The 21012-nt window shown below is 66.9% G+C and carries 18 protein-coding genes; 11 read left to right on the forward strand and 7 right to left on the reverse strand.

The genetic code is table 11. The features are described 5' to 3' along the window. The first annotated feature begins 1 nt into the window (after position 1). The 6 genes from murJ to CVS48_RS10715 are packed head-to-tail and all read left to right on the forward strand — an operon-like array spanning position 2 to position 7871. Complete coding sequence (gene murJ, locus CVS48_RS10690; RefSeq protein WP_100854432.1) at positions 2 to 1351, forward strand: murein biosynthesis integral membrane protein MurJ; 1350 nt, start codon at positions 2 to 4, stop codon at positions 1349 to 1351. Beyond that, the gene (locus CVS48_RS10695) at positions 1352 to 2494 is read left to right on the forward strand and encodes a glycosyltransferase family 4 protein (RefSeq protein WP_100854433.1); all 1143 of its coding nucleotides are present in this window, start codon (positions 1352 to 1354) and stop codon (positions 2492 to 2494) included. A 48-nt stretch (positions 2495 to 2542) separates the two neighbouring features. Beyond that, complete coding sequence (gene asnB / locus CVS48_RS10700; RefSeq protein ID WP_100854434.1) at positions 2543 to 4474, forward strand: asparagine synthase (glutamine-hydrolyzing); 1932 nt, start codon at positions 2543 to 2545, stop codon at positions 4472 to 4474. 3 nt (positions 4475 to 4477) lie between these two features. Then, positions 4478 to 5593 (forward strand): glycosyltransferase family 4 protein, encoded by a 1116-nt coding sequence (locus CVS48_RS10705; RefSeq protein ID WP_100854435.1) that lies wholly within the window; start codon positions 4478 to 4480, stop codon positions 5591 to 5593. Continuing rightward, on the forward strand, positions 5590 to 6747 hold the full coding sequence (locus tag CVS48_RS10710) for a glycosyltransferase family 4 protein (RefSeq protein WP_167400972.1): 1158 nt from the start codon (positions 5590 to 5592) through the stop codon (positions 6745 to 6747). The genes CVS48_RS10705 and CVS48_RS10710 overlap by 4 nt, the downstream gene beginning before the upstream one ends. Beyond that, positions 6744 to 7871 carry a glycosyltransferase family 4 protein gene (locus tag CVS48_RS10715; protein ID WP_100854436.1) on the forward strand — a complete coding sequence of 376 codons (1128 nt, stop codon included), beginning with the start codon at positions 6744 to 6746 and terminating at the stop codon, positions 7869 to 7871. Before CVS48_RS10710 ends, CVS48_RS10715 begins: the two co-directional genes overlap by 4 nt. A 71-nt stretch (positions 7872 to 7942) precedes the next feature. Here the strand turns inward: CVS48_RS10715 and pgi are convergent, their stop codons facing one another. Both pgi and CVS48_RS10725 read right to left on the reverse strand, forming a co-directional pair. Continuing rightward, entirely contained in the window at positions 7943 to 9496 is a 1554-nt protein-coding gene (gene pgi, locus CVS48_RS10720; protein ID WP_100854437.1) for a glucose-6-phosphate isomerase, read from the reverse strand. Between the two features lie 7 nt (positions 9497 to 9503). Next, positions 9504 to 10898: a phosphomannomutase/phosphoglucomutase gene (locus tag CVS48_RS10725; protein ID WP_100854438.1), complete on the reverse strand. Its 1395-nt coding sequence runs from the start codon at positions 10896 to 10898 to the stop codon at positions 9504 to 9506. Between the two features lie 319 nt (positions 10899 to 11217). On the opposite strand from CVS48_RS10725, the gene CVS48_RS10730 reads away from it, so the two are divergent. The 5 genes from CVS48_RS10730 to CVS48_RS10750 all read left to right on the forward strand — a co-directional run bounded on the left by CVS48_RS10730 (position 11218) and on the right by CVS48_RS10750 (position 16328). Continuing rightward, positions 11218 to 11847: a BPTD_3102 family carboxylase-like protein gene (locus CVS48_RS10730; RefSeq protein WP_100854439.1), complete on the forward strand. Its 630-nt coding sequence runs from the start codon at positions 11218 to 11220 to the stop codon at positions 11845 to 11847. A 98-nt stretch (positions 11848 to 11945) separates the two neighbouring features. Then, positions 11946 to 13361 (forward strand): FAD-binding oxidoreductase, encoded by a 1416-nt coding sequence (locus CVS48_RS10735; RefSeq protein ID WP_100854440.1) that lies wholly within the window; start codon positions 11946 to 11948, stop codon positions 13359 to 13361. Between the two features lie 47 nt (positions 13362 to 13408). Next, positions 13409 to 14122, forward strand: a complete 714-nt coding sequence (locus CVS48_RS10740) for a response regulator transcription factor (RefSeq protein WP_100854441.1) — start codon at positions 13409 to 13411, stop codon at positions 14120 to 14122. After that, positions 14119 to 15468: a sensor histidine kinase gene (locus CVS48_RS10745; protein ID WP_100854442.1), complete on the forward strand. Its 1350-nt coding sequence runs from the start codon at positions 14119 to 14121 to the stop codon at positions 15466 to 15468. Before CVS48_RS10740 ends, CVS48_RS10745 begins: the two co-directional genes overlap by 4 nt. Positions 15469 to 15536: 68 nt before the next feature. After that, positions 15537 to 16328 (forward strand): phosphatase PAP2 family protein, encoded by a 792-nt coding sequence (locus tag CVS48_RS10750; protein WP_100854443.1) that lies wholly within the window; start codon positions 15537 to 15539, stop codon positions 16326 to 16328. Here the strand turns inward: CVS48_RS10750 and CVS48_RS10755 are convergent. The 5 genes from CVS48_RS10755 to CVS48_RS10775 all read right to left on the reverse strand — a co-directional run bounded on the left by CVS48_RS10755 (position 16280) and on the right by CVS48_RS10775 (position 20949). Further along, a complete protein-coding gene (locus tag CVS48_RS10755) occupies positions 16280 to 17563 on the reverse strand; it encodes a TRAP transporter large permease (protein WP_100854444.1) in 1284 nt (427 codons plus the stop codon). The two genes, CVS48_RS10750 and CVS48_RS10755, sit on opposite strands and share 49 nt — an antisense overlap. Next, complete coding sequence (locus tag CVS48_RS10760; protein WP_100854445.1) at positions 17554 to 18117, reverse strand: TRAP transporter small permease; 564 nt, start codon at positions 18115 to 18117, stop codon at positions 17554 to 17556. Before CVS48_RS10760 ends, CVS48_RS10755 begins: the two co-directional genes overlap by 10 nt. 7 nt (positions 18118 to 18124) lie before the next feature. Beyond that, a complete protein-coding gene (locus tag CVS48_RS10765) occupies positions 18125 to 19102 on the reverse strand; it encodes a TRAP transporter substrate-binding protein (protein ID WP_100854446.1) in 978 nt (325 codons plus the stop codon). Between the two features lie 111 nt (positions 19103 to 19213). Beyond that, positions 19214 to 20092, reverse strand: coding sequence for an SMP-30/gluconolactonase/LRE family protein (locus tag CVS48_RS10770; RefSeq protein ID WP_100854447.1), 879 nt, complete (start codon positions 20090 to 20092; stop codon positions 19214 to 19216). Between the two features lie 8 nt (positions 20093 to 20100). Continuing rightward, positions 20101 to 20949 (reverse strand): NAD-dependent epimerase/dehydratase family protein, encoded by an 849-nt coding sequence (locus CVS48_RS10775; protein WP_100854448.1) that lies wholly within the window; start codon positions 20947 to 20949, stop codon positions 20101 to 20103. Positions 20950 to 21012: the final 63 nt, after the last annotated feature.

The raw sequence follows: 21012 nt of genomic DNA on the forward strand, positions 1-21012 counted from the left end.
TTTGAAAGCACTCGTCCGAAAACTCGGCAACATCCACCCGGACCACCAGCGCATCTTCAAGGGCGCGTTCCGGGTGGCGGTGTTTCTGCTGCTGGGCAAGGCGGCCGGCGCCATCAAAGAGATGGCGGTGGCGTACCGCTACGGCGTCAGCGACGCCGTGGACGCCTACCAGTTCACGATGACCATGGCCACCTGGCTGCCGGTCACCATCGTGGGCGTGCTGTCGGTGGTCTTGATTCCCGTGCTGGTGCGCCTGCGCCGCGCGGACGACGCCGAACGCGACCAATTCATCAAAGAACTGCAAGGCTGGGTAGCCGCGGCCGGTATCGCGCTGGCCATCGCAACCTGGTTCGCCTGGCCGTATGTTGTGGACGCCTTGGGCAAGGGCTTGCCCGAGCGCGTGCGCGGCATGACGGGCGACCTGCTCATCGCCTTCGCCCCGGTGTCGGCGTTGCTGCTCATCGCCGGCATCAGCGCTGCGCGACTGCGCGCGCATGAACGCCACGTCAATACCTTGCTGGACAGCGTGCCCGCCGTGGCAACACTGGCCTGGGTCATGCTGGCCGTCAGCGCCGACGGCGTGGGCCCGCTGCTGTGGGGCACGTTGGTGGGCTACGCCATCCAGACCGTATGGCTTGCGTGGCTGGCCGCGCGTGCCGATGGCGGATTCTGGGGCGCGCCTCGGCTGACGCTGCGGTCGCCGCACTGGCCCGAACTGATGGGCGCGGCCGGCGTCATGCTGATCGGCCAGGTGGCGATGAGCTTTGTCGGCCCGCTGGACCAGTACGCCGCCGCCAACCTGGGCGCCAACGCCAACGCCACGCTGGGTTATGCCAGCCGCTTGTTGTCGTTGCTGCTGGGCATCGGCGCGGTGTCGGTCGGGCGCGCCGCGCTGCCCGTGCTGGCCGATGTGCAAGCGCGCGGCGATACGGCCCGCGCGCGCAGCATGGCGCTGAAGTGGTCCGTGCTGATGGTGGGCGCGGGCGCCGTGGTCGTCGCCATCGGCTGGGTGCTGGCCCCGTGGGGCGTGGCCGTGCTGTTCGAGCGCGGCGCCTTCACGGCTGAAAACACCGAAGTCGTCGCGCATGTGCTGCGCTGGGGCCTGTTGCAACTGCCTTTCTATTTTGGCGTGCTGATCCTGGTGCAATTGCTGGCCAGCCAGAACCGCTACCGCATCATGGCCGCCATCGCCGTGGCCAACTTTGCGCTGAAAGCGGTGTTGAACACCGTGCTGGCGCCCAAGATGGGCGCGGCCGGCATCATGCTGGCAACCAGCCTCATGTATGTGCTGTCCTTCGCGTGCTACCTGGTCGTGGCGATGCGCAAGGCTGAACCCAAGGAGGCAGATTGAATGTCCGACGCCGACTCCGGCCGCGCATTGCGCGTGCTGCTGTTTATTCATTCGCTGCATGGCGGCGGCGCTGAGCGCGTTGCCGCGGACCTGAGCGCGCACTGGGCCGGCATGGGCCGCGAGGTCATGGTGGTGACCCAGGCCAGCGCGGACGGCGACGTCTACGCGCTGCATCCCAAGGTGCGCCGCGAAGTCCTGCATACGGCGGGCGAGGGCGGCGGCTTGCGCGGCATCTGGAGCAACGTGCAGCGCGTGCGTGCGCTGCGCCGCGTGGTCAAGACATTCCGCCCCGACATCGTGCTGGGCATGATGACCACGGCGTCGGTGCTGTCGGTGCTGGCATGCGCGGGCATCCCGTGTCGGGTGATCGCCACCGAGCACACGCATCCGCCGTCGCAGACCCTGTCCGGCCTGTGGCAGCGGCTGCGCCGCATCACCTACCCGCGTGCCGCGCGAGTCGTCGCGCTGACCCGTGGCACGGCCGACTGGATCGAACAGCACGTGCCGGGCTCGCGCCTGGCCGTCATCCCCAACCCGGTGCATTGGCCCTTGCCGCGCGCCGAGCCCTTGCTGGCACCGCCCACGTCCGATGGCCGCAAGCGCCTGCTGGCGGTTGGCCGGTTGCACGCGGACAAGGGGTTTGACCTGCTGATCCAGGCGTTTGCCGCGCTGGCCCCATCGCATCCGGATTGGGATCTGGTTATTCTGGGCGAAGGCCATGAACGCGGCGCGCTGCAAGCACAAGTCGACCAGGCCGGCCTGGCCTCGCGTATCTTGATGCCCGGCCGCGCCGGCAATGTGGGCGACTGGTACGACAGCGCCGACTTGTATGTGCTGACCTCGCGCTTTGAGGGGCTGTCCAATACCTTGCTTGAATCCATGGCCAGCGGCCTGGCCGCCGTCTCGTTCGATTGCGATACCGGACCGCGCGAGATCGTGCGCGACGGCATCGACGGCGTGCTGGTGCGGCCCAATGGCGATGTACCGGCCTTGTGCAAGGCGCTGTCCGATGTGATGGAAAACGACGCAAGGCGCCAGCGGATGGCGCAAGCGGCAACCGATGTGCGCGACCGCTTTTCGGCCGCGCGCGTGTTGCAGCAATGGCAAGAACTTTTTGACGGCGTGCGCAAGCCGGGCCGCTAGGGCCTTCGCGGCGCGCGCCGTTGCTACGGTGACCACGAGAACCTCATCATGTGTGGAATAGTCGGAATTTGGGGCCCCATCGGGAACAAGGAGCGCGTGCTGGCCGAAAGCTGCCGTCGCATCCGCCATCGCGGGCCGGACAGCAACGGTTTCTGGGAAGACCCGGAAGCCGAAGTGGCGCTGGGGCACGTGCGCCTGGCCATCCTGGACCTGACCGAAGCCGGCCATCAACCCATGACGTCCGCGTGCGGCCGCTATGTGATGGTGTTCAACGGCGAGATCTACAACCACCTGGACATCCGCCAGCAGCTTGAAAAGTCGGGGCTGGCGCCGTCCTGGCGCGGCCATTCCGATACCGAAACGCTGCTGGCCGGCTTCACCGCGCTGGGCATCGAGGCCACCCTGCAGGCCGCGGTCGGCATGTTCGCCATTGCGCTGTGGGACCGCGCATCGCGCAAGCTGATGCTGGCGCGCGACCGCATGGGCGAAAAGCCGCTGTACTACGGCTATTCGGGCGCCGAGCTGGTTTTTGCGTCCGAGTTGAAGGGCCTCATGCCCATCCCCGGATTCGGCCGCGAGCTGAACCGCAACGCGCTGGCCTCGTTCATGCGCCACAACTACATTCCCGCGCCGCAATCCATCTACCAGGGCATTGCCAAGCTGCCTCCGGGCACCTGGGTGGAGTTCACCGCCGACGACACCCGCAGCCGCCGCATGCCGGAGCCGCGCGTGTATTGGTCCGCGCGCGAAGCGGCCGACAGCGCGGCCCGGTCGCCGCTGTCGTTCGGGTCCGACGCCGAGGCCGCCCAGGCGCTGGAAAGCGTGTTGTCCAAGGCAGTGGGCGGCCAGATGCTGTCCGACGTCAGCCTGGGCGCCTTCCTGTCGGGCGGCATTGACTCGTCCACCATCGTGGCGCTGATGCAGGCGCAAAGCGCCAAGCCGGTACGCACCTTCGCCATCGGTTTCCACGAGAAAGGCTACGACGAGGCGCAACACGCCAAGGCCGTCGCCACGCATTTGGGCACCGACCACACCGAGCTCTACGTCACCGCGGACGACGCGCTGGCGGTGGTGCCGTCGCTGGCCGAAATGTACGACGAACCGTTTGCCGATTCGTCGCAGATTCCCACGTCGCTCGTCACCAAGATGGCGCGCCAGCACGTCACCGTAGCCTTGTCGGGCGACGGCGGCGATGAACTCTTTGGCGGCTATTCGCGCTACTTCCGCGTGAATAACTGGTGGCAGCAATGCGAGCGCGTGCCCGCCATGCTGCGCAAGCCCGCTGGCGCGATGCTCTCCGCCACCACCCACCTTCCAGGACGCGGCGCCTGGCGCGGCAAGGTCGGCAAGCTGGGCGAGCTGCTGCGCACCGATACGCGCGGCGACTTCTACCGCCACTTCGTGTCTTATTGGGCCGACCCCACGCAGGTGGTCAAGGGCGGTGTAGAACCCGTGTCGGAATTCGCGCGCGACATGCAGGGCTCGACCTTCGAAGCCATGATGAAGCTGGACACGATTACCTATCTGCCCGACGACATCCTGGTCAAGGTCGACCGCGCCGCCATGGCGGTGAGCCTGGAGACGCGCGTGCCGCTGATCGACCATCGCGTTTATGAATTCGCCTGGAGCCTGCCGCATCAGTACAAGGTGCGCGGCAACACGGGTAAATGGCTGCTGCGCCAGGTGCTGCATCGCCATGTGCCGCAGGCGCTGGTGGACCGCCCCAAGCGCGGCTTCGCCGTACCGCTGGCCGCCTGGCTGCGCGGACCGCTGCGCGAATGGGCCGATGCGCTGCTCGACCCCGCGCGGCTGCGCCAGGAAGGCTGGTTTGAACCCGAACCCATCCTGCGCAAATGGCGCGAACACACCTCGGGCCATCGCAACTGGGACAGTCACCTGTGGGGCGTGCTGATGATGCAGGCCTGGCTGGACCGCTATCGTGCCGCACCGGATCAAGGGGGAACGATTGGGAGTCGTTAACGCATGAAAATATTGATGTTGGTCAGCTCCATGCACGCGGGCGGTGCCGAACGCGTCGCCGCAACGCTGGTGAATGCCTGGGCCGAACGCGGCGACACCGTCACGCTCACGCCTACCTACTCGTCCAAGGGCACCTGCTTTTATCCCGTGTCGGACAAGGTCACACTCGCCTGGCTGGCCGATATCGCCGGCACGCGCGCATCGGGCGGGATGGCCGCGTTCAAGCGCCTGATGGCCTTGCGCAAGCACATCCGCGACACCAAGCCCGATGTGGTCGTGTCTTTCCTGACCAACGTCAACGTGGCCGCCATCCTCGCCACGCGGGGCCTGGGCGTGCCGCTTATCGTTTGCGAACGCACCAACCCCGTGGCCGAAACCACCACCGGCACGGTGTGGCGCAAGCTGCGCCGCTTGCTGTATCCGCGCGCCGACATGGTGACGGTGCAGGCCGAAGACACCGCTGGCCCGTTCTCGCGTCAGGTGCCGGGCATCAAGCGCCTGGCCGTCATTCCCAACCCCTTGCCCGCGCCCCTGCTCGACGCGCCGCGCGTGGCCCAGCGTGAAGACGGTGGCCCGCGTGAATTGCTGGCGATGGGCCGCCTGGTGCCCGACAAGCAGTTCGATGTGTTGATCAATGTGTTCGCACAATTGGCGCCGTCGCACCCCGACTGGAACCTGCGTATCTGGGGCGAAGGCCCCGAGCGCGCGCTGCTGGAGGCGCAGATTGAAAAGCTGGGTCTGCAATCGCGCGTGAGCCTGCCGGGCCGCACCGAAGCGCCGTGGGAAGAACTCGCGCGCGGCCAGGCTTTTGTGCTGAGCTCGCTGGTGGAAGGCTTTCCGAATGTCTTGCTGGAAGCCATGTCGCTGGGCCTGCCTTGCGTGGCTTTCGACTGCCCCAGCGGCCCTCGCGAAATGACGCGCGACGGCCAGGACGCCTTGCTGGTGCCCGCTGGCGACGCCAGTGCCTTGCAAGACGCCCTGCAGCGCGTCATGAGCGACCTGCTGCTGCGTCGGCAACTGGGCGTGTGCGCCGCCACGGCCGTGCGCCAGCGTTACGCCCTGGACACGGTGCTGTCCGAATGGGATGAACTGTTCGACGCGGTGCGGGAGGGGCGATGAGCACCGCCGCCTTGCGCGTTCTGCATGTCATCACGGGCCTGGGGCAGGGCGGCGCGGAATCCGTGTTGATGCGCTTGGCGACGTACCCGGAAACGGGCGTGTCGCACACCGTCGTGTCGCTGACCGATGAAGGCATCTATGGCGAGCGCTTGCGTGCCGCCGGCGTGCCCGTGCATGCCTTGGGCATGAAGCGCGGGCGCGTGAGCGCAAGCGGTTTTTTGGCGTTGCGCCGGCTGATCGCCGCTCAGCGTCCTGACGTCGTGCAGACCTGGATGTATCACGCGGACCTGATCGGCGGCCTGGCCGCACGGCTGGCGGGCGTGCGCGCGGTGGCCTGGGGCATCCGTAATTCCGGCGCGCATCTGGAACGCAGCAGCCGCTCGGCGCGCCTGGTCTTGCGCGCCTGCGCTTGGCTGTCCGGCAGCGTGCCGCGCGCCATCGTCTGCGCCGCCCAGAATGCGGCCGAACGGCACGCCGAACGCGGCTACCGCCGCGACCGCATGGTGGTGATTCCGAACGGCTACGACCTGTCGCGTTATGCGCCCGATGCGCAAGCCCGCACGCGCATGCGCGCGCAGTGGGGACTGTCGGAAGACGCACCCGTGATCGGCAGCGTGGCCCGTTGGGATCCGCTGAAAGACCACGCCAACCTGCTGCGCGCGGTGGCCGCATTGGTGCGCGATGGCCGCGACGGCGGCTTGCGCTGCGTGCTGGTCGGGCGCGGCATGACGGCCGACAACGCCGAACTTGGCGCGCTTGTCGACAAGCTGAACCTGCGCGACCGCCTCATCCTTGCCGGCCCCAGCGACGACGTTCCCGCCGTGATGAACGGCCTGGACGTGCACGTGCTGTCCAGTTGCGCCGAGGGCTTTCCCAACGTGGTGGCCGAGGCCATGGCCTGCGGTGTTTACTGCGTGGTGACGAACGTGGGCGACGCCGCCTACATCGTCGCCGACACCGGCGTCGTCGTGCCCCCCGAGCAAGCCGAGGCGCTGGCGCGCGGCATCGAGACCGCCTTGTGCGACGTGGCTGCGCGCGGCCACGGACGCGCGGGCGAGGCGGGCCGCGCGCGCGTGTTGGAAAACTTTGATCTGGCGCGCATGGTGCAGCATTACCTCACCGTATGGCGCCGCATTGCCGGAGACCAGGCATGAGCCGTCGCCTGATGTTCGTCGTCAACAATCCCGCGTTCTTCATGTCGCATCGCGTGCCGGTGGCGCTGGCCGCGCAGCAAGCGGGCTATGACGTGCATGTGGCCACGATGGATGGCCCCGCCGTGGCCGACATCCAGGCGCTGGGCATGACCCATCACGCCATTCCCATGACGCGCAGCGGCAAGCATCCCTTGCAGGAACTGGGCACGCTGCTGGCGCTGGTGCGCCTGTTCCGCCGCGTGCGTCCGGACGTGGTGCACCTGGTCACGATCAAGCCCGTGCTGTATGGCGGCATTGCCGCGCGCATTGCCCGCGTGCCGGGCATGGTGGCGGCAATTTCCGGCCTGGGCTTCGTGTTCCTGTCCAATTCCCTGAAGATGCGGCTGGTGCGCGCCGTGGTGGCGCGCCTGTACCGCGTGGCGCTGGGTCATCCGAACAGCCGCGTGATTTTCCAGAACGCCAATGACCGCGACCTGCTCAAGTCACTGGGGGCCGTGCGCGATGAACAGGTCGTCATGATTCGCGGCGCGGGGGTCGACCTGGATGCCTATCGCGCGTCGCCCGAACCGCCTGCGCCGCCTGTCGTGGTCACCATGGTGGCGCGCCTGTTGCGCGACAAGGGCGTGCGCGAATTCGTCGAGGCGGCGGCCCTGCTGCGCGCGCGTGGCGTGCCGGTGACCATGCAACTGGTGGGCGGGCTGGATGCGGGCAACCCCGCGTCCGCCACGCAGGACGAGGTGGACGCCTGGCAGCGCGACGGCGCCGTGCAGGCCTTGGGCGAACGCTCGGACATTGCCGATCTGTACGCGGCGAGCCATATCGCCGTGCTGCCGTCGTATCGCGAGGGTTTGCCGAAATCGTTGATCGAGGCCGCGGCGTGCGGGCGCGCGGTGGTGACGACCGATGTGCCGGGCTGCCGCGACGCCATCGAACCCGGCCAGACCGGGCTGCTGGTGCCGGTGCGCGACGCGCAGTCGCTGGCGGACGCCATCGCGCGCCTGGCCGAGGACGCCGCCTTGCGCCAGCGCATGGGCGCGGCGGGGCGTGCACTGGCCGAGAGCGAATTCGACATCAAGCGGGTTGCCCGCATCCATGTCGAGCTGTACGACGCCCTGGGTGCTTGATCGGCTGATACGGCTGATACGGCTGATACGGCGAATTCGGCGGGTTCGGATTCAGGATTGATTGAGCCCGCCTAGCGCCCGCGCGCGATCGCGTCGATCCAGAAACGGGTGGATGGGTCTTGCTGGCTGGTCTGCGGCGCATCCAGCTCGCGCATGATGTTCTTGGCCAGCGCCTTGCCGAATTCCACGCCCCATTGGTCAAACGGGTTGATGCCCCAGATCACGCCTTGCGCGAACACCTTGTGTTCGTACAAGGCCAGCAGCGCGCCCAGGGTATAGGCCTCCAGGCGCGGCAGCACGATCAGCGACGACGGACGGCCGCCCGGATGAACGCGGTGCTGCGCAAGCAGCCGCGCGCGCGCCGGATCGCTTTCCGTGGCCGAGGTTTCGGCCAGCGCCTCGTCGAAGGACTTGCCCCGCAGCAGCGCCGAACGCTGCGCCAGGCAGTTGGCAATCAGCAGTTCATGGTGACGCGCATAGGCGTGGTCGGGCTGCTCGCAAAGAATGAAGTCCACCGGCGCGCCCATGGCGTCCTGGTGCAGCCATTGAAAGAACGTGTGCTGACAGTCGGTGCCGGCCATGCCCCAAACGGAGGGGCCGGTCGGCACGCCGACAGGGCTGCCGTCTTCAGTGGCGACCTTGCCCAGTGATTCCATTTCCAACTGCTGCGCCCAGGGCACCAAGTGAACCAGCCGCGAGTCGTAAGGCGCAATCACCAGCGAGTCATAGCCCAGCACGCTGCGGTTGACCACACCGGCCAGCGCCAGTTGCAGCGGCGCGTTCTCCGCGTTGGGGGCGGTGCGGAAATGTTCATCCATGGCCGCGGCGCCCGCCAGCAACTGATCAAATGCATCGTTGCCCAACGCCAGCGCAATCGGCAGGCCGATGGCGGACCATAGCGAATAACGGCCGCCCACCCAGTCCCAGATCTGGAAGATGTGGTCGGGCAAGATGCCCAGGTTGAGCGCGGCTTCCACGTTGGAGGTAATCGCCACCACTTGCTTGATGGGGTCGGCCACGCCGGCGTCGCGCAGCCAGTTCATCGCCACTTCCGCATTGGCCAGCGGCTCGGTCGTGGTGAACGATTTGGACGCGACGATGACCAGCGTGTCGTGCGGATCCAGCCGGCTCATGGCGTCGGCGACGGAATGCGAATCCACGTTCGACGCAAAGCGCACTTCGCGCCGCGCGCCGCCATGGCGCAGCGCACGGCTTACCAGGCGTGGCCCCCAATCGCTGCCGCCGATGCCCAGGTGCAGCACGTAGCCGTAGCGGTCGGCGCGGTCGGCCTCGCGCACGAATTCGCGCAAGCGATCCCGTTCGGCCTGCACGGCGTTGGCAACCGCGGCGGGCGGTTCGGCCGCGCGCAAGGCGGTGTGCCAGGCGGCGCGCCCTTCGGTCCAGTTGGCGTGGCCGCCGTCAAACAGCGTGGCGCGGGCGGCGTCAAACTGCTGCTGGGCCAGCAGCGCTTCAGACGCTGCGTGCAAGGCGGGCGAGTGTGCCTGGGTGCTTAGATCCAGGCGCAGGCCCGGTGCGGTGATCACCCTGAGTTGCTCGCCGCGCAGGGGCGCGGCTTTGGCTGCCGCGGTGAATGGTTGCCAGGCTGGGCTGTTCGGTAGCGACATGAGCGGGTCAGAACGGCAGTTTGGCTTCTGGCGCAAGCTTGCCCAATTCGCGGCGGAAGTCGGCCTGGATGCGTTGCAGCGCCTCGGCGCTCTCGGCTTCAAAGCGCAGCACCACCACGGGCGTGGTGTTCGATGGGCGGGCCAATCCAAAGCCGTCGGCGTATTCGGCGCGCACGCCGTCGATGGTGATGACACGCTTGGCGTCGGTGAACTGCCCCTGTTCCTGCAAAGCCTTCACCAGCATGAACGGCTGGCCTTCTTCCATCTCCAGCTTCAGTTCGGGCGTGGAGACGTCTTGCGGCAGGGCTTCCAGGGGAGCGCAGGCGTCGGCGTCGCGCGACACGATTTCCAGCAGGCGCGCGCCGGTGTACAGGCCATCGTCAAAGCCGTACCAGCGTTCCTTGAAGAAAATGTGGCCGCTCATTTCGCCGGCCAGGGGCGCGCCGGTTTCGGCCAGCTTGGCCTTGACCAGCGAATGGCCTGTTTTCCACATCAGCGGCACACCGCCCGCGGCTTGCACGGACAGGCCCACGTGGCGGCTGCACTTGACGTCGTAGATGATGGTGGCGCCGGGGTTGCGGTCCAGCACGTCGCGCGCGAACAGCACCAGTTGGCGGTCGGGCCAGATGATCTGGCCCGATTTCGTGACCACGCCCAGGCGGTCGCCGTCACCGTCGAACGCCAGGCCCAGTTCGCAGTCGGTCTCGGCCACGCACTTGATGAGGTCTTGCAGGTTCTTGGGTTCGGCGGGGTCGGGGTGGTGGTTGGGGAACGTGCCGTCCACCTCGCAGAACAGTTCTGTGACTTCGCAGCCCAGCGCGCGGAACAGTTGCGGGGCCACCGCGCCGGCAACGCCGTTGCCGCAGTCGATCGCGATTTTCATGGGGCGGGCCAGCTTCACGCCGGAGGCCACGCGCGCGATATAGGCGGCGACCAGGTCCAGTTGGCGGCGCACGCCGGGGCGTTCGGCCGGGGCCGGGCTCGCGCCATTCATGGCGGCGCCCAGGGCCAGCACGTCTTCGCCATACAGGGCGCGGCCGCCCATCATCATCTTGAAGCCGTTGTACTTGGGCGGGTTGTGGCTGCCGGTGATGGCCACGCCGGACCCCGTCTGCATGATGTTCGCGGCAAAGTACACCAGCGGCGTCGGCACCATGCCCACATCCAGCGTGTCCACCCCGCCTTCCTGCATGCCTTCCTGCAAGGCGTCCGACAGCATTTCGCTGCTCAGGCGGCCGTCGCGGCCCACCACCAGGGTCTGCACGCCTTCGTCACGCGCGCGCGCGGCCAATGCCACGCCCAAGGCGCGCGCAAACGTCGCGTCGATCAGGTCCGGCACCGTGCCGCGTATGTCATAAGCCTTGAAGACAGAAGCGGGAAATTGCGTGTTGTTATTACCCACGACGATTCCTTGAGTAGGGAGTTGCAGCGCCAGTGCCGACGGGGCTAGTGGTAAACCCGCATGTCAGAACCCGGCTGGGTTAAGCATCAAAAGTGAATTATCCCCCATTGGCGCATGGCCCTCATCCGACGGGAGCAGTAGGACGTCTTAGGGGTGGCGCCCGCCCTGGATTGGTGCGTAGCGCGTGGCGTGCCGCCTTGATCCGGTGCGCTTCGGAAGAGGGGACGGAGCCGCTCCGGGGCGCGCGCGCATGGCACACAATTTGCTCGTCATCCGAAGGTGATACGCTTGCGCTGCAAGCAGAATGACAGGAGGGGCCATGGGTGCCAAAGTTTCCACTGTGATGTCATCGGGGCGCGCCACCAGCCGGCGCGGTCCTCCCACGGACTACGCCGGTCCGGGCGCTGGCCAGGAACGCCGGCTTGATATCCATGTATTCGTATCCGAGTCGGGCGAATTGGTCGCTGGCCGTGCGTGGGAACGCTGCGTCTGGCGCGAGGCCCGTGTGTTGATCGCCGAATGTCCCGCTCCGCATCTGCCGGCTTCCATCGAGGCCGCCTTGCGTGGCGTCGCCACCGAGGTCGCGCGCGACCGCAACTGGCAAGGTACGGGGGCCGTGGCCTTTTCCCTGGACGACCGCAGCGGCGTATTCCGCGTGATCAGCGCCGACGTGCAGCCGCATGCCGGTGCCATCCCGGCCAGCCCCGACGCCCTGGGCGCCCACGCCTTGGAAATGCGCATCGACGGCTGCGTCGACCGCCGCCTGCCTTGCACCCGGCTGCTGGTGTACGGCGCCACGCGCGGCGAAGCGTTGCGCCGTGCCTACCGCGCGCTGTCCGAAATGCCCGGCCCGGCCGGCATCGACCGCGCTTTCCTGATGAATCGCATCGCCTCCCGGGCTTACTGCTCGGGCCTGACCGGCACCCGACTCGACCAGGCCGTCGGCTAGCGCGGCGCTTTTAGCCCGCGCGATTCCGCCCCTACAATAGCTCGCACATCCCTATCCCCAAGCCTGGGCGCGTCCCAGGCCATTTCTGTGCGGCGCCTATGACATTGCTGAGCGATCTACAGTCCCTCCTGGGCTTTTCCCATGTGCTGACCGGCGAGGACGCCGCGTCTTATGTGCTGGACTGGCGCCGCCGTTACCGAGGGTCGGCGCTGGCGGTGATACGGCCGGGTTCCACGCAGGAAGTGGCCGACGCCGTGAAGCTCTGCCTGCACCATGGCGTGCCGGTGGTGCCGCAAGGAGGCAACACGGGCCTGTGCGGTGGCGCCACGCCCGACGACACCGGCCGCGCCATCGTGCTGTCCACGGCCCGCCTGACTGCGGTGCGCAACCTCGACACCGACAACGACACCATCACTGTGGAAGCCGGCTGCATCCTGCAAGCGGTGCAAGAAGCCGCCGCGGGCGCCAACCGCCTGTTCCCCCTGAGCCTGGCCGCCGAAGGCAGTTGCACCATAGGCGGCAACCTGGCCACCAATGCCGGCGGCACGCAGGTGCTGCGTTACGGCAACACGCGCGACCTGACGCTGGGCCTGGAAGTGGTGACGGCCGAAGGCGAGATCTGGGACGGGCTGCGCGGCCTGCGCAAGGACAACACCGGCTACGACCTGCGCGACCTGTACATCGGCAGCGAAGGCACACTGGGCATCATCACCGCCGCCACCTTGAAACTGTTTCCACGGCCGGTTGCTTCCTGCACCGCGTTGTTGACGCTGGACACCATCGATCAGGCCGTGGAAGTGCTGTCACGCGCGCGCGCTGGCTTCGGCGCGGCGCTGACAGGTTTCGAACTCATGAGCAACGCCTGCCTGCAAGGGGTGGTACGCCTGTTCCCGCAACAGCGCCTGCCGTTTGAGGGCGACTCCGCCGAATCCCCCTGGTTCGCGCTGCTGGAACTGTCCGATAGCGAAAGCGAAGCGCACGCGCGTGACCGCTTTGAAGCCGTGCTGGGCGAGGCCATCGACGCCGGCCTGATTCACGACGCCGCCATTGCCGCCAATGTGTCGCAGAGCAAGGCGCTGTGGCATCTGCGCGAAAGCATTCCGCTGGCCGAAGCCGAGCTGGGCAAGTCGGTCAAGCACGACGTGTCCATTCCGATTTCGTCCATCGCCGGCTTCGTGCACAAGACCAATGCCTTGTTGCAGGCGCGCTTTCCGGGCGTGCGCCACGTCATCTTCGGCCATCTGGGCGATGGCAACCTGCATTACAACGTGGCCAACGCGCCCGGCCAGACCGAAGCCGAACTGCTGGCGCTGCAAAGCGAGATCTATGGCGTGGTGCACGACAGCGTGCATGCGCACCAGGGTTCCATCAGTGCCGAGCACGGGGTGGGGCAGCTCAAGCGCGACGAGTTGCCGCGCTACAAAAGCCCGGTGGAATTGGCGCTGATGCACCGGATCAAGCGCGCGCTGGATCCGCAAGGGCTGATGAACCCGGGCAAGGTGCTGCAAGCCTAGCGCGTGCCGGCGCCGGACTCGCGTTCAATCCACACGGAGCGTCAACCATGGCAGTCAGCCTCGCGGCGGGTGCGAATTACCGGGTGCTGATTGTCGAAGACGATCACATCATTGCGGGCAACCTGTATTCCTTCCTGGAAGTGCGCGGGTTCCTGCCCGACGTTGCCTACACCGGCCACGCCGCACTGGAGAGCGTCAAGGCACAGCGCTTCGATGCCTTGATCCTGGACATCGGCTTGCCGGGCATGGACGGCAATGCGGTGCTGCACGCGCTGCGCAACGACATGCGCGCGGATGTACCGGTGCTGATGCTGACCGCGCGCGACAGCCTCGAGGACAAGCTCACGGGCTTCTCGCATGGCGCCGACGACTACCTGACCAAGCCCTTTGCCCTGCTCGAAGTCGAAGCCCGGCTGCTGGCGCTGATTCAGCGCGCCAAGGGGGCAACAGTGGATGCGGTGCGTGTTTTCGGCCCGCTGCAATACGACACCCGCAGCCGGGGCGTGTTGGTCAACGGGCAGCCTGTGCACCTGACGCGCAAGGCCAGCCTGATCATGCAAGCGCTGATGCGCGATCCGGGCCGTGTGGTGGCCCGCGAAGAACTGGAATCGCTGCTGTGGGGCAACGAGCCGCCGTCGTCCGACGCGCTGCGCAGCCAGGTGCACCTGCTGCGCCGCGCCTTGGCGGATGCCGGCTTCGATGGCATTGAAACCCTGCACGGCACCGGCTGGCGCCTGACCCTGAGCGGAGCCGCGCCATGACGCGCGCGGCGGGCGGCACACTGACCCAGCGGGTCGTGTGGGCCCTGACCGGAACGGTGGCGCTGTTCGTGACCGCGCTGGCCCTGCTGGCTTATCTGACGTTCGACCAGATGGAAGACGACCTGGTCAACGACATCCTCAACACCGAAATGGACCGGCTGGTGCAACACGCCCGCGCCAGCGACGAGTTCGTGCCGCGTCAGGGCGTGCGCGAACTGGGCGGTTCGATGCGCGCGTGGATGAGCGTGGACGGGCAGCGTCCCGCCGGCATTCCCGACGAGGTGCTGGGGCTGGACAACGGCCTGCACCTGATCGAGCCGGGCGCGTACACCTGGCACGTGATGGTGGCCGATACCGGTCGCGGCAAGGTGTATTTGCTGTACGACGCCACCGATAACGAAGAGCGGGTCCACGACTTTGGCCTGATCGTGCTGGGCGTGGGGGCCATTTGTGTGCTGGGCGCCTATGCCCTGTCGCGACGCGTGGCGGCGGTGGCGGTGGGCCCCTTGCTGGACCTGACTGACCGGCTGGCAACCTGGGCCCCGGGGGCGCCCGACCTGGCCGTCACCCGCGACGACGAGGCGGGCCGCCTGATCGAAGCCTTCAACCGCGTGCAGAATCAGGTGGACCGGTCCATCACGCGCGAACGCGAGTTCGCGGGCAACCTGAGCCACGAAATCCGCACACCGCTGGCTGCCATCCGTTCCGACAGCGAATTGATGCTGCTGACCCAATCCTTGACGCCAGATCAGCACCAGCGCCTGACGCGCGTGGTGGACAACGTGGACGATGTGATCGTCTGCCTGGAGAGCGCGCGCGCGATGGCGCGCGACCAGTTGCTGCCCCCCGCGCCAGTGGATATCAGCGTGTGCATGGATGATGCGTGGCGCGGTTATGAGGCGCAGGCCGGGCTGGCGGACTTGCGCTTCGACAATCAGATTGGCCCCGGCCACGTGCTGACCCTGGACCGCTACGCGCTCTTGACCGTGCTGCGCAACCTGGTGCGCAACGCGGTCGAGCACGCCGCCCCGGCCACGCTTACCGCCCGGTTTCACGCGCCCGGCGTGCTGGAGCTGAGCGACGACGGCAAGGGTATTGCGGCGGACGACCTGCCGTTTCTGTTTCGCCGTTACTACAGCGGCCGCATGCGGGACTCGGGTGCCGCCGAGCAGCACGAGGCCGCGCGTGGCCTGGGCCTGGCGATCGCCAAGCGTGTCTGCGACATGCAAGGCTGGCTGCTGACGGTGGAGTCTTCTCAAGAACCCGCGTCGCGGGGGACGCGGTTCCTGCTGCGCTTTGACGCCTATTCCGTCGCGGCGGAGCCAAACGCGGCGACGCGGATTTGACGAATTTTCGACCTTCGGCCGGCTAATCTCTGCGCTTGCTCCCGAACCGCTCGTCGTCGACGTTTCCCATGCCATCCTCTTCGTTGCCCGCGGCGCGCGCGCCCACGCTTGCCTGGTATTCATGCAGCCAACTCATTGGCGTGACCGTGGTGTTGGCTGCCGTCTCATGGTGGGCCAATGCGTCGGGTCTGGACCTGCGCATCGCGCAGGCGCTGTTCAACCCGGCGCTGGACGACTTTCCCTTGCGCGCGAACCGCTTGCTGGAATTGCTGGGCCATCGCCTCGTGCTGGTGCTGCCCATCGGCGTGGCCTTGGGCGCGGCGGGCGTGGTGGCTGCCAGTTTCCGTGTGCCGTCATGGCGCGGGTGGCGCGGGCCGGCATTGGCGCTGGCGGCAACCTGCCTTGCCGGGCAGTTGCTGGTGAATCAGATCAAGCACTACACGACCTTGCCACGCCCTTACGACCTGGCCACACTGGGGGGTTATACGCCCTACCCGAAGCACTGGTGGACCTGGGTGCGCGCACAAGCCGGGGGAGCCTTGCCGAGCGGGCACGCGGGCGCGGGCTATTCGATGCTGACGCTTTACTTTGCCGGCTGGGCGCTGAACCGGCCATCGTGGCGCTGGTGGGGCCTGGCGGTGGGTATGTCGGCCGGCGTTTTGTTTTCAGTGGTGCGCATCTTGCAAGGCGCGCATTTCCTGAGCCAGACGCTGTGGTCGGCCACGTTGCTGTGGTTTCTTGCGGCGCTGTTCTTCCTTCCGGTCATCGTGGGGCGGGCCGGTGCGAACGGCCCATCCCCGTCGACGTCCGCTCAGTTAAGCAGCACGCCAGGCAGCCACAGAGAAAACGCCGGCACATAAGTCACCAGCGCCAACGCGGCCAGCAGCGCCCCGTAGAACGGCCATATCGTGCGCATCACCGTCCCCACCGATACCCCGCCGATGGCGCACCCCACAAACTGGGTGGTGCCCACCGGTGGCGTGTTCAATCCCAGCGCGCAGTTCAGCAGAATTACGATGCCGAACTGCACCGGGCCCATTCCATACTGCATGCAGATTGGCAGAAAGATCGGCGTGCAGATAAGAATGGTGGCGGCCATGTCCAGGAAGGTGCCCAGCACGAACAGGATGATGTTCACCATCAGGAAGATGGCCCACGGGCTGGTCGAGATCGAGGCCATCAGCTGGCCCGTTTTCTCGGCCACGCCGTAGAAGCTGATCAGATAGCCGAAGGTGGCCGAAATGCCGATCAGCAGCAACACCACGCCCGTCGTCTTGACCGCCTTGCTGGCGGCGCGCACGAACTGGTCCCAGGTCAACGAGCGGTAGACGAACACCGTCAGCGCCAGTGCATACAGCACGGCCACCGCCGCCGATTCCGTTGCCGTGAATACGCCGCTGAGAATCCCGGTGATGATCAGCACCACCACGAACAGGCCCGGCGCGGCCGCCGCCAGCGAACGCGCCACGATGCGCCAACCGGGGAAGGTGCCCGCCGGATAGCCCCGGCTGCGCGCCACGAAATACGCGGCGGCCAGGTTGCACAGCGTCAGGATCAGCGCCGGCACGACGCCGGCCGCGATCAACGCGGCAATGGACACTTTGCCGCCCGCCGCCAAGGTGTAGATGATGATGTTGTGGCTGGTCGGCATCAGCGCGCCCACCAGCGCCGCGTGCGTGGTGACGTTCACGGCGTAGTCGGCGTGATAGCCCTCGCGCTTCATCATCGGAATCATCACCGAGCCCATGGCCGACACATCCGCCACCGGCGAGCCCGACACGCCGCCAAACAGTGTGCAGGCCACCACGTTGGACATGCCCAACCCGCCGCGTACATGGCCCACCAGCGACTTGGCGAAATTCACGATGCGCTCGGCGATGCCGCCATACAGCATCAGCTCTCCCGTGAAGATGAAGAAGGGAATGGCCAGGAACGAAAACGCGTTCATGCCCGAGGTCATCTGCTGGAAGGCCACGGCCAGTGGCAGGTCCTCGACCATGATCGCGGTGAGGGACGACAAGCCGATGGCAAAGGCCACCGGCACGCCGATCACCAGGAACCCCATGAACGTAAACGAAAGCAGTGTCAGCGCCATGCTGGTACCACCTTATGGTTGCGCAGGATGGCGATGATGTGCTCAAGCGAAAAGAGCGCGATCAAGGTGCCCGACAGGGTTGCGGGGACGTACTTCCAGGCGTTAGAGATGCCCAGGTTGGGAATCTTGTAGGCGTGTACCGATTCGGCCAGCACGCCGCAGTTCCAGGCCATCAACACGCCGAAGAGCAGCACCAGCAGGTGGATGACAATGCGCAGCCGCCGTTGTCCGCGCGCGGGCAGCGCGTCCAGCAGGGACTCGAAGCCGATATGCCCCGCGTCGCGTACGCCGACCGCCGCGCCCAGCATCGTGACGTACAACACCAGCAGCAGCGACAGGCTTTCGGCCCAGGTGGGCGTGCTGTTGAGCACGTGGCGGCCGAAGATCTGCAAGCTGACCGCGACGATCAGGCAGATCAGCCCGAACACGCTGGTCCACATGCAGGCCCGCGCCAGCATGGCGCAGCCGCGCGTGTAGGCGTCCAGCGGGCCGGCCAGGGCTTGCGCCCGGCCTTCTCCCTTTACGTGGGTGTCATTCGTGGATGTGGCCAACATGGCGCCCTCACTGAACAGCCTGGATCTTCGCGACCAGGTCTTTCATTTCGGGGGTGGTCACGAAGCGGTCGTACACCGGCTTCATCGCGCCCTGGAACGACGCCTTGTCCACCGCCACGATCTGCGAGCCCGCCTTCTCGACCACGGCGCGCGACTTCTGTTCACGCTCGTCCCACAGCTTGCGCATGAACGGCACCGATTCGCGTGCGGCCTCGCGCAGGATCTTTTGATCCTCGGGCGCAAGCTTGTCCCATTGGCGCTTGGAGAAAATCAGAATCTCCGGCGTCATGGTGTGCTCGGTCATGGAGTAGAACTTGGCAACTTCGTAGTGATGCGCGCTTTCGTAGCTGGGGAAATTGTTTTCGGCCGCGTCCACCAGCCCGGTCTTCAACGACGTATAGACCTCGCCCATGGGCATGGGCGTGGCGTTGCCGCCCATGGCCTCGACCATGGCGACGGACAGGTCCGACTGCTGCACGCGAATTTTCATGCCCTTGGCGTCGGCCAACGTCTTGACGGGCTTGTTGCGCGTGTACATGGACCGCGAACCGCTGTCGTACCAGGCCAGGCCGACAAAGCCGGCGGCCTCGCAAGAACGCAGGATCTGGTCGCCGATTTCGCTATCCAGCACCTTGTGCAGATGTTCTTTCGAGCGGAACAGGAACGGCAGCGACGGCACGCGCGTGGTCTGGCAGATGTTATGCATGGCGGCGCTGGACACGCGCGCCATCGCCAGGGCGCCCAGCTTTACCTGTTCGATCGAATCGTCTTCATTGCCCAGCGAGCCGCCCGCGTAGACCTTGACGGTGATGCGGCCGTTGGTGCGTTGCTTGACCAGTTCGCCGAACTGGCGCACGGCCTGCACGGTGGGATAGTCATCGGGATGGATGTCGGCGGATCGCAGCTCGGCCGCGTTGGCAAGGGGGACCAGCGTCAGCAAGGCAACCGCCGCCAAAATGGCGCGGGTCAGGGTGGGGCGCAGCATGTCTACCTCCGGTTGGAGTACGGCGTTTCGTTATGGGCCAGGACGGCCTCGAAGCTCTTCGTGTACAGACCTACGTTGCGTGGGGCGCGGCAATGCCACCCCGGTCGGGTGCTAACCGGCGCTGGCGGTTTCCTCCAGGCCTCGCGCGCCGGGACGCAGGGCGAACAACGCGCCATCCAAAGCGCCGGGGGCGGCGTCGGCGGGGCGTATCGATGTGATGAAAAGCGTGTCCATGCCCGCGCCGCCGAAGGCGCACATGGCGACCTTGCGGGCGGGAACGGCGTAGGTCTGGTCCAGCCGGCCATCGGGCGTGTAGCGATAGACGCGGCCCGCGTCGTTGCCGCAGATCCAATAGCCGCCGTCGGCGTCAACGGCGGCACCATCGGGGCGGCCGGCGGGTAGCGCAGGGATGAAGGGGCGGCGATTGTGGGGTGTGCCGCTGTCCACGTCGTAATCAAACGCCCAGACCATGGCGCGCGACGGGTGGGAATCGGACAGGTACATTGTCTTGCCGTCCGGGCTGAAGGCCAGGCCGTTGGGCACGATCAGGTCGTCCAGCAGCACCGACAGGCCGTCGGAATCAAACCGATACAGGCGGCCGGCGGCTTGCGCCCGGCTCATGTCCATCACCATGGTGCCAGCCAGGAAGCGGCCTTGCCGGTCGCAACGGCCGTCGTTGAAGCGCATGTCGGCAGCCGCGTGCGTGACGCCGGCCAGCAGGCGAGGCCGGCACGGCGTGTCGGGCAGCAGCGCGTCGCAGGTGTACACGCCGTCTTCCATCGCCAGCAGCCAGCCCGCGCCGCGCATGGCGATGCAGCCGGCCATTTGGGGCAGCGACCAGAGCGCGAATTCGCCACTGGCGGGCGACCAGCGCCACAGCGATTTATTCGGGATGTCGGTCCAGGTGTACGTCTGGTCGCTGGCGCGCCATACCGGGCTTTCTCCGACGCCGCACAACATGTCTCCAACGCGTTCGGCGGTTGTGGGCATGGCGGCGCCTACTTGGAGGTGTTGGTGGGAAAGGGAAACGGGCCTGCCTTGACGAACGCGCCGCCCTGATACCGGGCGGCGGGGTCGTCGGCGGGCAGCGGCGGCTGCGCTTCCACCTGCGCACGGAAGCGCTCGGACGAGTCCTTGGGCACAAAGCCCAGCACCTTCGCGGCGTCGTCGCGCCACCAGCTATCGCGGTTGGCCGACGCGCCATAGACGATCAGATGTCCGACGTCGGGGGCGAACAGCGCGCGCGTGACCAGGTCGGTCAGGTCGTCATAGCTAAGCCAGGTGACCAGCATGCGGCGGTCCTTGGGCGCTGGAAACGACGAGCCGATGCGCAGGCACACGGTTTCGATGCCATAGCGGTCGAAGTAAAAGCGCGACAGGTGCTCGCCGTAGGCTTTGGACAGGCCGTAGTAGCCGTCGGGTCGCAATGGCACGTCGGCATCCAATTGCTGGCCCTGTTCGTAAAAGCCGATGACGTGGTTGGAACTCGCGAACACCACGCGCCGCACGCCATGCACACGGGCGGCCTCGTAGAGGTTGTAGACGCCCTGTATGTTGGCGGGAAGAATGTCTTCGAATGGGCGTTCGACCGACACGCCGCCCAGGTGCACGATGGCGTCCACCCCCTGCACCAGCGATGACACGGCGGCGGCGTCGGCCAGATCGCACAGCATGGTTTCTTCGCCGTCCTCCGCGGGGGCCAGGGGCGCCACGTCGGAAACGCGCAGTATGTTGGTGTGAGGTTTGAGTCGGGGACGCAGCACTTGCCCCAGGCCGCCGGCGGCGCCGGTCAGTAGTAGACGCTGGCAGCGGGTGGTCGCTGGCGGCGGGTTGACGGTTCTGCTCATGTCGCAACGCTCGGTGAAAGGTGCGGAGTGGGAACGTATCTGGTACGTTGTCGTACAACGTGC

The sequence above is a fragment of the Achromobacter spanius genome (assembly GCF_002812705.1).
Lineage (GTDB): Bacteria > Pseudomonadota > Gammaproteobacteria > Burkholderiales > Burkholderiaceae_B > Achromobacter > Achromobacter spanius.